The organism is Pseudomonas sp. PARCl1, from assembly GCF_947311875.1.
Lineage (GTDB): Bacteria > Pseudomonadota > Gammaproteobacteria > Pseudomonadales > Pseudomonadaceae > Aquipseudomonas > Aquipseudomonas juntendi.
Genome location: NZ_CAMZMX010000016.1, coordinates 21,270 through 33,237, shown reverse-complemented (window position 1 = coordinate 33,237; position 11,968 = coordinate 21,270). Strand labels below are relative to the sequence as shown.

The 11,968-nt window shown below is 62.9% G+C and carries 10 protein-coding genes; 7 read left to right on the top strand and 3 right to left on the bottom strand.

What is annotated here, in order from left to right; all coding sequences use genetic code 11:
- Positions 1 to 3: 3 nt before the first annotated feature.
- Positions 4 to 663 carry a GntR family transcriptional regulator gene (locus QME24_RS11410; RefSeq protein ID WP_009683923.1) on the bottom strand — a complete coding sequence of 220 codons (660 nt, stop codon included), beginning with the start codon at positions 661 to 663 and terminating at the stop codon, positions 4 to 6.
- Between the two features lie 268 nt (positions 664 to 931).
- Between QME24_RS11410 and xdhA the strand changes: the two genes are divergently transcribed.
- The 4 genes from xdhA to guaD all read left to right on the top strand — a co-directional run bounded on the left by xdhA (position 932) and on the right by guaD (position 7,101).
- On the top strand, positions 932 to 2,386 hold the full coding sequence (xdhA, locus tag QME24_RS11405; RefSeq protein WP_054890191.1) for a xanthine dehydrogenase small subunit: 1,455 nt from the start codon (positions 932 to 934) through the stop codon (positions 2,384 to 2,386).
- The gene (xdhB, locus tag QME24_RS11400; RefSeq protein ID WP_182336662.1) at positions 2,379 to 4,778 is read left to right on the top strand and encodes a xanthine dehydrogenase molybdopterin binding subunit; all 2,400 of its coding nucleotides are present in this window, start codon (positions 2,379 to 2,381) and stop codon (positions 4,776 to 4,778) included. Before xdhA ends, xdhB begins: the two co-directional genes overlap by 8 nt.
- A gap of 162 nt (positions 4,779 to 4,940) precedes the next feature.
- On the top strand, positions 4,941 to 5,786 hold the full coding sequence (xdhC, locus tag QME24_RS11395) for a xanthine dehydrogenase accessory protein XdhC (protein ID WP_054881413.1): 846 nt from the start codon (positions 4,941 to 4,943) through the stop codon (positions 5,784 to 5,786).
- Between the two features lie 10 nt (positions 5,787 to 5,796).
- Positions 5,797 to 7,101 carry a guanine deaminase gene (guaD, locus tag QME24_RS11390; protein ID WP_009683927.1) on the top strand — a complete coding sequence of 435 codons (1,305 nt, stop codon included), beginning with the start codon at positions 5,797 to 5,799 and terminating at the stop codon, positions 7,099 to 7,101.
- Between the two features lie 102 nt (positions 7,102 to 7,203).
- Here the strand turns inward: guaD and QME24_RS11385 are convergent, their stop codons facing one another.
- Positions 7,204 to 7,959, bottom strand: coding sequence for a GntR family transcriptional regulator (locus QME24_RS11385; RefSeq protein WP_054890194.1), 756 nt, complete (start codon positions 7,957 to 7,959; stop codon positions 7,204 to 7,206).
- Between the two features lie 313 nt (positions 7,960 to 8,272).
- Between QME24_RS11385 and QME24_RS11380 the strand changes: the two genes are divergently transcribed.
- A complete protein-coding gene (locus tag QME24_RS11380; protein ID WP_154211630.1) occupies positions 8,273 to 9,592 on the top strand; it encodes an NCS2 family permease in 1,320 nt (439 codons plus the stop codon).
- Positions 9,593 to 9,764: 172 nt separating this feature from the next.
- Here the strand turns inward: QME24_RS11380 and uraH are convergent, their stop codons facing one another.
- Positions 9,765 to 10,118 carry a hydroxyisourate hydrolase gene (uraH, locus tag QME24_RS11375; protein WP_003259496.1) on the bottom strand — a complete coding sequence of 118 codons (354 nt, stop codon included), beginning with the start codon at positions 10,116 to 10,118 and terminating at the stop codon, positions 9,765 to 9,767.
- A 400-nt stretch (positions 10,119 to 10,518) separates the two neighbouring features.
- Here uraH and puuE point away from each other — a divergent pair, with 400 nt between their 5' ends.
- Complete coding sequence (puuE, locus tag QME24_RS11370) at positions 10,519 to 11,445, top strand: allantoinase PuuE (RefSeq protein WP_009683931.1); 927 nt, start codon at positions 10,519 to 10,521, stop codon at positions 11,443 to 11,445.
- Entirely contained in the window at positions 11,445 to 11,960 is a 516-nt protein-coding gene (gene uraD / locus QME24_RS11365) for a 2-oxo-4-hydroxy-4-carboxy-5-ureidoimidazoline decarboxylase (protein WP_054881408.1), read from the top strand. The genes puuE and uraD overlap by 1 nt, the downstream gene beginning before the upstream one ends.
- The last annotated feature ends 8 nt before the right edge of the window (positions 11,961 to 11,968 follow it).

The following is an 11,968-nucleotide window of genomic DNA, read 5'->3' as shown; positions in this document are numbered from 1 at the left end:
CGGTCAGCCTCGGGCCAGTGCCGCCAGCACCAGTTCGCAGCTGCGCTGGCAGTAAGCGGTAAGCACCTCGCGAATGTGCGGCAGGTCACGGGCGACCACCGCTTCGAGCAGGCGGGCGAACAGGTCGAGGTAATCGATCATGTTGGCCTGGCGTTGGTCCAGCGCCAGATAATAGGCACGGCTCATGGCCGGCTGCAGGTTTTCCACGGTTTCCTGCAAGAAAGGGTTATCGGCAAACGGATAGGCGGCGCGCATCACCGCGAAGCTGTCACCGACGAAAGCCTTGATGTCCAGCCGGTCGTGGGCGCGCTGCAGCCGCTGCTGAATCTCCAGAAACGGGCGCAGGTCGGCTTCGGTGCGCCATTTTTGTGCAACCGCATTGCCCAGCAGGATATAGAACTCGCCCATCAGCGCGCACAGGCTGCGCACGCTGCGTTCGTCCAGCTCGGTGACATGGGCACCGCGGCGCGGCAAGATCGCCACCAGGTGGCGGCGTTCGAGAATCAGCAACGCCTCGCGCACAGAACCGCGGCTGACATTGAGTGCCTGCGTAACCTTTTGCTCCTGAATGCGCTCGCCGGGCGCCAGCTCGCCGCGGATAATGCGTTCGGCCAGGTAATCGGCAATCTGCTCGGAGAGGCTGTCCGGGGCCTTGAACGTCATGGTTTTCCTTCAAAATCATTGAACTGGGCACAAGGGGCGAAGTGTAGCGCACTTGACCATTGGTCGCGCAGAGGGGGCAGGCGGTTTATTTGACCCAGCAGACAACCGCGGGCCCGGCGCGATCTATGCTTGCAATATGGGCAATGAACAGGGTTGGGCGAGACCACGCGCAATTTCTTGACCTTTGGGTCAGAAAAATATTGACCTGCTGGACAGGTGTTGCTTAGAGTCCGCCCAACAACAATAAAACCATTGCGAGGCCATCCCCGTGATCCAGTTTCTCGTCAATCAGGAGCTGCGTAGTGAGCACGCCCTGGACCCTAACATGACGGTGCTGCAGTACCTGCGCGAGCACCTGGGCAAACCCGGCACCAAGGAAGGCTGCGCCAGCGGTGACTGCGGCGCCTGCACCGTGGTGGTCGGTGAACTGACCCAGGACGCACAGGGCAACGACAGCCTGCGCTACCGCAGCCTCAATTCGTGCCTGACCTTCGTCTCGTCGCTGCATGGCAAGCAACTGATCAGCGTCGAGGGCCTCAAGCACCAGGGCCAGCTGCACAGCGTGCAGCAAGCCATGGCCGACTGCCATGGGTCGCAATGCGGGTTCTGCACACCCGGCTTCGTGATGTCGCTGTTTGCCCTGCAAAAGAACAGCGACGGCGCCGACCTGCACCAGGCCCAGGAGGCCCTGGCCGGCAACCTGTGCCGCTGCACCGGCTACCGGCCGATCCTCGACGCCGCCGAGCAGAGCTGCCGCCAGCCTTGCCGCGACCAGTTCGATGCCCAGCAGGCGCATACCATCAGCCGCCTGAAGGCCATTGCCCCCACCCAGACCGGTGAACTGAACAGCGGCGACAAGCGCTGCCTGGTGCCACTGACCGTGGCGGATCTTGCCGAATTGTACAGCTCGCACCCAGAGGCGCGGCTGCTGGCCGGTGGTACCGACCTGGCCCTGGAAGTCACCCAGTTCCACAAGACCCTGCCGGTGATGATCTACGTGGGCCACGTCGCCGAACTCAAACGCATCGAGAAAACCGCCAGCCACCTGGAAATCGGCGCCGCAACCCCGCTCACCGACTGCTACGGCGCCCTGAACGACGAGTACCCCGACTTCGGCGCCCTGCTGCACCGCTTCGCCTCGCTGCAGATCCGCAACCAGGGCACCCTCGGTGGCAACATTGGCAATGCCTCACCGATTGGCGACTCGCCACCCCTGCTGATCGCCCTGGATGCGCAGGTGGTGCTGCGCCAGGGTGAGCGTCAACGGGTGATGCCGCTGGAGGACTACTTCATCGACTACCGCATCACTGCCCGCCAGGACAGCGAGTTCATCGAGAAGATCATCGTGCCACGCGCCAGCCGCGACTGGGCGTTCCGTGCCTACAAGGTATCCAAGCGCCTGGACGACGACATCTCCGCCGTGTGCGGCGCTTTCAACCTGAGCATCGAGGACGGGGTGGTCAGCGGTGTGCGCATCGCCTTCGGCGGCATGGCAGCGATACCCAAGCGCGCGCGCGCCTGCGAAGCCGCGCTGCGCGGCAAACCCTGGAACGCGGCGGCCATCGAGCGTGCCTGCCAGGCCCTGGCCGAAGACTTCACCCCGCTCAGCGACTTCCGCGCCAGCAAGGAATACCGCCTGCTGACTGCACAGAACCTGCTGCGCAAGTACTTCATCGAACAGCAATCGCCGCACATCGAAACCCGGGTGACCGCTTATGTCTAACCACCATGTAGCCAAGAGCCAGGCCGAGATGGCCGAACTGTTCAGCCAGCACCTGACCACCGGGGTTGGCCGCAGCGTCAAGCACGACAGCGCCGACAAACATGTCTCCGGCGAGGCGCTGTACATCGACGACCGCCTGGAATTCCCCAACCAGCTGCACGTCTATGCCCGCACCGCCGACCGTGCCCATGCGCGCATCCTGCGCATCGACACCGCGCCGTGCTATGCCTTCGAGGGCGTGCGCATCGCCATCACCCACGAAGACATCCCTGGCCTGAAAGACATCGGCCCGGTGGTGGCGGGTGACCCGCTGCTGGCTATCGACAAGGTCGAGTTCTTCGGCCAGCCGGTGCTGGCCGTGGCTGCACGTGACCTGGACACCGCACGCAAGGCGGCCATGGCCGCAATCGTCGAGTACGAGGACCTGGAGCCGGTGCTGGACGTGGTCGACGCGCTGCGCAAGCGGCACTTCGTGCTCGACAGCCACACCCACCAGCGCGGCGACTCCGCCAGCGCCTTGGCCAGCGCCCCGCACCGCCTCCAGGGCACCCTGCACATCGGTGGCCAGGAGCATTTCTACCTGGAAACGCAGATTTCCTCGGTGATGCCTACCGAAGATGGCGGCATGATCGTCTACTGCTCCACGCAGAACCCCACCGAAGTGCAGAAGCTGGTCGCCGAAGTACTCGACGTGCCGATGAACAAGGTGGTGCTGGACATGCGCCGCATGGGCGGCGGCTTTGGCGGCAAGGAAACCCAGGCCGCCAGCCCGGCCTGCCTGTGCGCGGTGGTGGCGCGCCTGACCGGCCAGCCGACCAAGATGCGCCTGCCGCGGGTCGAAGACATGACCATGACCGGCAAGCGCCACCCGTTCTACGTCGAGTACGACGTGGGCTTCGATGAGAATGGGCGCCTGCATGGCATCAATCTGGACCTGGCCGGCAACTGTGGCTATTCGCCCGACCTGTCTGGCTCGATCGTCGACCGCGCCATGTTCCACTCCGACAATGCCTACTACCTGGGCGATGCCACGGTGCATGGTCACCGCTGCAAGACCAACACCGCCTCCAACACGGCGTACCGCGGCTTTGGCGGCCCGCAGGGCATGGTTGCCATCGAACAGGTGATGGACCATATCGCCCGCCACCTGGGCCGTGACCCCCTGGCGGTGCGCAAGGCCAACTACTACGGCAAGACCGAACGCAACGTCACCCATTACTACCAGACCGTCGAGCACAATATGCTCGAAGAGATGACCGCCGAGCTGGAAGCCAGCAGCGACTACGCCGAGCGCCGCGAGTCGATCCGCCGCTTCAACGCCAACAGCCCGGTGCTGAAGAAAGGCCTGGCCCTGACCCCGGTCAAATTCGGCATTTCGTTCACCGCCACCTTCCTCAACCAGGCCGGTGCGCTGATCCACATCTACACCGATGGCAGCATCCACCTGAACCATGGCGGCACCGAAATGGGCCAGGGCCTGAACACCAAGGTGGCGCAGGTGGTGGCACAGATCTTCCAGGTGGATTTCAGCCGTATCCAGATCACCGCCACCAATACCGACAAAGTGCCCAACACCTCGCCCACGGCCGCCTCGAGCGGTGCCGACCTGAACGGCAAGGCGGCGCAGAACGCGGCCGAGATCCTCAAGAAGCGCCTGACCGAGTTTGCCGCACGGCACTACCAGGTGACCGAGGAAGACGTCGAGTTCCGCAACGGCCATGTGCGGGTGCGCGATCAGATCGTCAGTTTCGAGCAGCTGGTGCAGCAGGCCTACTTTGCCCAGGTGTCGCTGTCCAGCACGGGCTTCTATCGCACGCCGAAGATCTACTACGACCGCAGCCAGGCCCGTGGCCGGCCGTTCTACTACTTCGCCTTCGGCGCTGCCTGTGTGGAGGTGATCGTCGACACCCTGACGGGTGAATACAAGATGTTGCGCGCCGATATCCTGCACGATGTCGGTGACTCGCTGAACCCGGCCATCGACATTGGCCAGGTAGAGGGCGGTTTCATCCAGGGCATGGGCTGGCTGACCACCGAGGAACTGGTGTGGAACGCCAAGGGCAAGCTGATGACCAACGGCCCGGCCAGCTACAAGATTCCGGCAGTGGCTGACATGCCACTGGACCTGCGCGTGAAGCTGGTGGAAAACCGCAAGAACCCGGAAGACACCGTGTTCCACTCCAAGGCCGTGGGCGAGCCGCCGTTCATGCTCGGCATTGCCGCCTGGTGCGCGATCAAGGATGCCGTGGCGAGCCTTGCCGACTACCGCGTGCAGCCGAACATCGACGCGCCGGCAACGCCGGAGCGGGTGTTGTGGGGGTGTGAGCAGATGCGAAAGGCGGTGGCCCAGCAGCAACCGTCTGAACAGGAATTGGAAACCGTCACCCACTGACAACGCAAGGCCCTGTAGGAGCGGCCTTGTGTCGCGAAAGGGTCGCGAAGCGGCCCCAAGATCTTGGCTACTGCATAGATTGTCGGGGCTGCGGTGCAGCCCTTTCGCGACACGAGGCCGCTCCTACAAGGGGGCCGTGTCGATCTTTAGAGAGGTTGCATCATGCACCAATGGATCAACGCCCTCGCCGACCACCAGGCCCGTGGCGAAGCCTGCGTACTGGTGACCATCATCGAGGAACGCGGCTCGACCCCGCGCAATGCCGGCTCGAAGATGGTGGTCAGCGCCAGCGGCCTGTTCGACACCATCGGCGGTGGCCACCTGGAATACAAGGCCCTGCACATCGCCCGGCAAATGCTTGAAGCACAACGCACCACGCCGCACCTGGAACGCTTCAGCCTCGGCGCCAGCCTGGGCCAGTGCTGCGGCGGCGTCACCGTGCTGCTGTTCGAACCCATGGCTGCCGTGCAGGCGCACATCGCCGTGTTCGGCGCGGGCCATGTCGGCCGCGCTCTGGTACCCTTGCTCGCCGCCCTGCCCTGCCGGGTGCGCTGGGTCGACTCGCGTGAACAGGAATTCCCCGAATTCATCCCCAACGGGGTGACCAAGGTGGTCAGTGAAGAGCCGGTCGACGAAGTGGCACAGCTGCCACCAGGTTGCTACTGCATCGTCATGACCCACAACCATCAGCTCGACTTGGAACTGACCGCCGCCATTCTCAAGCGCAACGACTTCACCTGGTTCGGCCTGATTGGCTCGAAGACCAAACGGGTCAAGTTCGAGCACCGCCTGCGCGAGCGGGGCTACGACGACGCGCTGCTGGCGCGCATGCGCTGCCCGATGGGCCTGGCCGAGGTCAAGGGCAAGCTGCCCATCGAGATCGCGGTGTCCATTGCCGGCGAAATCATCGCCACCTACAACGCCTGCTTTGGCCAGCACGACGCTGCCGCCAATGCCGGCCCCATTGCCCAGTTGCTGCCGCCCTCCCGGCGCAGCCAAGCCCTTTGACGAGTGAGTTATGACCGTTACCCGCAAAGCCTACCGTGCCGCCATCCTGCACAGCATCGCTGACCCGGCCGAGGTGGGCCTGGAGGCATCCCATGAATACTACGAAGACGGCCTGCTGGTCGTCGACGATGGCCGCATCAGCGCCGTTGGCCACGCCAGCGAGCTACTGCCAACCCTGGCCGCCGACTTTCCGGTCGAGCACTACCAGGACGCACTGATCACCCCGGGTTTCATCGATACCCACATCCACTTCCCGCAAACCGGCATGATCGGTTCCTACGGCGAGCAGTTGCTGGACTGGCTGAACACCTACACCTTCCCGTGCGAAAAGCAGTTTGCCGACAAGGCCCACGCCGACCAGGTGGCGAAGATCTTCCTCAAGGAACTGCTGCGCAACGGCACCACCACCGCATTGGTATTCGGCAGCGTGCACCCGGAATCGGTGAATGCCCTGTTCGAAGAGGCCGAGCGCCTGGACCTGCGGCTGATCGCCGGCAAGGTGATGATGGACCGCAACGCCCCGGACTACCTGACCGACACTGCCGAGTCCGGTTATGCCGAAAGCAAGGCGCTGATCGAACGCTGGCACGGCAAGGGCCGCCTGCACTACGCCGTCACCCCGCGGTTCGCACCGACCAGCACGCCTGAACAGTTGACCCTGGCCGGCCAGTTGCTCAAGGAGCACCCGGGCGTGTACATGCACACGCACCTGTCGGAAAACCTCAAGGAAATCGACTGGGTCAAGTCGCTGTTCCCTGAGCAGAAGGGTTACCTGGACGTCTATGACCACTTCGAGCTGCTGGGCGAGCGCTCGGTATTCGCCCACGGCGTGCACCTGTGCGACGACGAGTGCCAGCGCTTGGCCGAAACTGGCTCGGCCGTGGCCTTCTGCCCCACCTCCAACCTGTTCCTCGGCAGCGGCCTGTTCAACCTGCCGCAAGCCGAGCGCTTCAAGGTCAATGTGGGCCTGGGCACCGACGTCGGCGCCGGGACCAGCTTCTCGCTGCTCAACACCCTGAACGAGGCGTACAAGGTGATGCAGCTGCAAGGCGCGCGCCTGCACCCGTTCAAGTCACTGTACCTGGCCACCCTCGGCGGCGCCCGTGCGCTGCGCCTGGACGACCGCATCGGCAGCCTGCGCCCCGGCAATGATGCCGACTTCGTAGTGCTGGACTACAAGGCCACGCCGCTACTGGACTACCGCATCCAGCAGTCCAACAGCATCGAAGAAACCCTGTTCGTGCTCACCACCCTGGGCGACGACCGTACCGTGCGTGAAACCTACGCTGCCGGGCGTTGCGTGCACCAACGCTAGCCGCCAAAGCCCTGGTAGGAGCGGCCTTGTGTCGCGATGGGCTGCAAAGCAGCCCCAGGGGTGAGCGTAAATGCACACCCCTGGGGCCAACCAGGCAAACGATCAGCCTTTGACGGAAACCTTGGGCTTTTTCAGCAAATGCGAGAACACCGCATGCAGGTCGTCCGAGGCGCTTTCCTCGTCCAGGTTGAGCTTGCTGTCGATGTGGTCCATGTGGTGCATCATCAGGCTCACCGCCTGCTGGGCGTCGCGCGCCTCGATGGCATCGATCAGTTGCATGTGTTCGTCATACGAGCAGTGCGAACGCGTGCCGCTTTCGTACTGGGCAATGATCAGCGAGGTCTGCGACACCAGGCTGCGCTGGAAGCTGACCAGCGGCGCATTGCCCGCTGCCTCGGCCAACTTGAGGTGAAACTCGCCGGACAGGCGGATACCGGCACCACGGTCGCCGCGCGAGAAGCTGTCACGCTCCTCACGCACCATCTGCCGCAGCTCGTTCAGTTGCTCGGCGGTAGCATGCTGCACGGCCAGTTCGGTAATGGCCCGTTCTACCATGCGCCGCGAGAAGAACACCTGGCGCGCCTCTTCAACGGTCGGGCTGGCCACCACGGCACCGCGGTTGGGCCGCAGCAAGACCACGCTCTCGTGAGCCAGCCGCGACAGGGCGCGGCGGATGATGGTGCGGCTGACGCCGAAGATTTCGCCCAGCGCTTCCTCGCTCAACTTGGTGCCCGGGGCCAGCCGCTGTTCAAGAATCGCCTCGAAAATATGCGCGTAGACGATGTCGTCCTGGGTACCGCTGCGGCCGGCCTTGCCGACCCGTGCAGGTTTCTTCAGAGGTTGCAGCTGTTCGTTCATGGGCTCTCGAGGCACGAAGAGAAAGTATGGCGCCATTGTACACAGGCTGAGGCGATTCCGCAGGGGGCGTTTTCGCTATATAGCCGTTGTACGACGCATTGCGCACACAAAACATAAAACATTATTTGCATTCTTTGTACACAAAAGCATAATCCATCGAGCAACTTCTTGACCCATAAGTCAACAAAACGGTCGGACGTCTGCCTCACCTCGCGGGGTCACCAAGTGCATGGCGCAGGAACTGGCCCCCACAACAACAAGAAAGACTTGAGGAGTACACGCTGTGGAAAGCCGCAAATCCGAAGCCCCTACGCTGGATCTTGCCCCGCCGCTCGAAACGAGTTGGCTGGAGCGGATTTTCAAACTCAAGCAACACGGCAGCACTGTCAGAACCGAACTGATCGCCGGGGTGACCACCTTCATCACCATGGCCTACATCATCTTCGTCAACCCCAACATCATGGCCGACGCCGGCATCGACCATGGCGCCGCCTTCGTCGCCACCTGCATCGCCGCGGCGCTGGGTTGCCTGCTGATGGGCCTGTACGCCAACTGGCCGGTGGGCCTGGCGCCGGGCATGGGGCTCAACGCCTTCTTCACCTACACCGTGGTCGGCACCATGGGTTACAACTGGGAAACCGCGCTGGGGGCCGTTTTCGTTTCGGGCGTGCTGTTCATGTTCCTGACCTTGTCGAAAGTGCGCGAATGGCTGCTCAACAGCATCCCGGTGAGCCTGCGCCATGCCATGGGGGCCGGCGTCGGATTGTTTCTCGGGCTGATCGGCCTGAAAACTGCCGGCATCATCGTCGACAGCCCCGCCACCCTGATCAAGCTGGGCTCGTTGCATGAGCCAGGGCCACTGCTGGCGGCGGTGTGCTTCCTGCTGATCGCCATCCTCAGCTACAAGCGCGTGTTCGGCGCGATCCTGATCAGCATCATCGGCGTGACCCTGGCCGGCTGGGGTCTGGGCCTGGTGAAATTTGGCGGGGTGATGTCGATGCCCCCGAGCCTGGCACCGACCTGGATGGCGATGGACGTGGCGGGCGTGTTCAACGTCAGCATGATCAGCGTGGTGCTGGCGTTCCTGTTCGTGCACATGTTCGATACGGCCGGCACGCTGATGGGTGTGGCCCAGCGGGCGAATCTGGTAGCACCGGACGGGCGTATCGAGAACCTGTCGCGGGCGTTGAAGGCCGACAGTGCATCGAGTGTGTTCGGTGCGGTGGTGGGTGTACCGCCGGTGACCAGCTATGTGGAAAGTGCTGCCGGGGTTGCGGCAGGTGGCCGCACCGGCCTGACGGCGGTGGTGGTCGGTTTGCTGTTCGTCGCGGCAATGTTCTTCGCCCCGCTGGCCGGGATGATTCCGGCTTACGCCACAGCAGGTGCGCTGATCTACGTGGCCATGCTGATGATGGGCAGCATGGCGCACATCCATTGGGACGAGGCTACCGACAGCATTCCGGCGATCGTCACGGTGATCATGATGCCGTTGACCTTCTCGGTCGCCGATGGCATCGCCCTGGGCTTCATCAGCTATGTGGCATTGAAGGCAGGTACCGGCAAGTACAAGGAAATCTCCGCCAGCCTGTGGGTGCTGTGCGCGATCTTCATTGCCAAGTTCGTGTTCCTCTGAACCTCCCCGTACCCACCAAGGGCGCCTCGGCGCCCTTTCTTCGTTGCTGCAGGCTGTGCCGGCCTTTGCGCGGATAAAGGTCGGCACAGCCAGTACAAAAACACCAGACGAAAAAAAGCCCGCCAGTGTGAGAGCGGGCCAAAGGACCTACGAAGATTCTTCTAGCGACCAACTAGCTTCCACGGTAGGTCGAATAGCTGTACGGCGAAATCAACAGCGGCACGTGGTAGTGCTCCTGCTGCTCGTCGATGCCAAAGCGCAGCACCACAACATCCAGGAACGCCTGGGCCGGCAGTTGCACACCGCGGGCGCGGTAGTAGTCGCCTGCGCTGAACTGCAGCTGGTAGACGCCAGTGCGGTAGTCGTCGCCTTGCAACAGCGGCGCGTCGACGCGGCCATCGCTGTTGGTCAGGGCGGTGTTCACCAGCTCCAGTTGCTGGCCTTCGACACGGTACAGCTCGACCTTGATCGAGCTGCCCGGGCAGCCATGCGCGGCATCCAGTACGTGTGTGGTCAAACGTCCCATTGCGTGTCGCCTCTTGTTCAATCTGTGGGCAAGAAATACTCGCCAGCGCACCCAAACAAGGCCTGCGGCAGGCGCGAATGACGCTATTAAGACATTCCACGGCAAAATTGTACACAATTTTTTGAACCCAGCCGTCGCACCCCACCGCACCTTGCCCACAAACGACCCAGCAGTCGCGAATACAGGCGGGATAACGACGCCCACTTCATTAGCTGACCAATCAGGCAGGTTTCTTGCACTGTATTTCTTGTTGGCAGTGAAGCGACAAAAGGGCAGAAATGCGGAAAAACAGGCTTACAAAAGATTTCATAAGTTGTATACAATCAGCCCATCCGGTGGTGCGACATCCCGACGCGGGCCGCCCACCCCCCCGCACCAACGCACAAGAAGGAAGACTGCAGTGAGCGCTGACTATCCTCGCGACCTGATCGGTTACGGCAACAACCCTCCTCACCCGCAATGGCCGGGCAACGCTCGCATCGCGCTGTCTTTCGTGCTCAATTACGAGGAAGGTGGCGAACGCAACATCCTGCACGGCGACAAGGAGTCCGAAGCGTTCCTCTCCGAAATGGTTGCTGCCCAGCCGCTGCAAGGCCAGCGCAACATGAGCATGGAGTCGCTGTATGAATACGGCAGCCGTGCCGGTGTATGGCGCCTGCTCAAGCTGTTCAAGGACAGCGGCGTCCCGCTCACCATCTTTGCCGTGGCCATGGCCGCCCAGCGCCACCCCGACGTGATCCGCGCCATGGCCGAAGCTGGCCACGAGATCTGCAGCCACGGCTACCGCTGGATCGACTACCAGTACATGGATGAGGCCCAGGAGCGCGAGCACATGCTCGAAGCCATCCGCATCCTCACCGAAATCACCGGTGAACGCCCAGTGGGCTGGTACACCGGCCGCACCGGCCCGAACACCCGCCGCCTGGTGATGGAGGAAGGTGGCTTCCTCTACGACAGCGACACCTACGACGACGACCTGCCCTACTGGGAGCCGAACAACCCGACCGGCAAGCCGCACCTGGTGATCCCCTATACCCTGGACACCAACGACATGCGCTTCACCCAAGTGCAGGGTTTCAACTGTGGCGAGCAGTTCTTCCAGTACCTGAAAGACGCGTTCGACGTGCTTTATGCCGAAGGCGCCGAAGCGCCGAAGATGCTCTCCATCGGCCTGCACTGCCGCCTGGTCGGCCGCCCGGCGCGCCTGGCTGCGCTCAAGCGCTTCATCGACTACGCCAAGAGCCACGAGCAGGTCTGGTTCGCCCGTCGCGTGGACATCGCCCGCCACTGGCACACCACCCACCCGTACAAGAAAGAGAACGCCTGATGACCGCCTTCAAGACCCTCAAGCCCTCCGCCCTGGACCGCGACGCCTTCGTCGAGGTATTCGCCGACATCTACGAGCACTCGCCGTGGGTCGCCGAAAAAGCCTATGACGTGGGCCAACTGGGTGAACTGGACGAAGTCGAGGCGCTGCACCAGCGCATGAGCGATATCCTGCTCAGCGCCAGTCACACTGACCAGCTGGCACTGATCAATGCTCACCCGGACCTGGCCGGCAAGGCCGCCATCCAGGGCGAGCTCACCGCATCGAGCACCAACGAACAGGCCGGCGCCGGTATCCACCAGTGCACCGCCGAAGAGTTCGCCCGTTTCACCGAGCTGAACGATGCCTACAAGGCCAAGTTCCAGTTCCCGTTCATCATGGCGGTAAAAGGCAGCAACCGGCACCAGATACTCGCCGCGTTCGAAAAGCGCATCCACAACGACAGCGAGGCCGAATTCAAGGAAGCCTTGGCGCAGATCAACCTGATCGCCCTGTTCCGCCTGCTGCAGCTGTAAGCGGCAGC

Bases quoted from the DNA above. Each gene is read 5' to 3' on its own strand.
- QME24_RS11410 (WP_009683923.1), bottom strand. From the start codon at position 663: ATGACGTTCAAGGCCCCGGACAGCCTCTCCGAGCAGATTGCCGATTAC.
- xdhB (WP_182336662.1), top strand. From the start codon at position 2,379: ATGTCTAACCACCATGTAGCCAAGAGCCAGGCCGAGATGGCCGAACTG.
- xdhC (WP_054881413.1), top strand. From the start codon at position 4,941: ATGCACCAATGGATCAACGCCCTCGCCGACCACCAGGCCCGTGGCGAA.
- guaD (WP_009683927.1), top strand. From the start codon at position 5,797: ATGACCGTTACCCGCAAAGCCTACCGTGCCGCCATCCTGCACAGCATC.
- QME24_RS11385 (WP_054890194.1), bottom strand. From the start codon at position 7,959: ATGAACGAACAGCTGCAACCTCTGAAGAAACCTGCACGGGTCGGCAAG.
- uraH (WP_003259496.1), bottom strand. From the start codon at position 10,118: ATGGGACGTTTGACCACACACGTACTGGATGCCGCGCATGGCTGCCCG.
- uraD (WP_054881408.1), top strand. From the start codon at position 11,445: ATGACCGCCTTCAAGACCCTCAAGCCCTCCGCCCTGGACCGCGACGCC.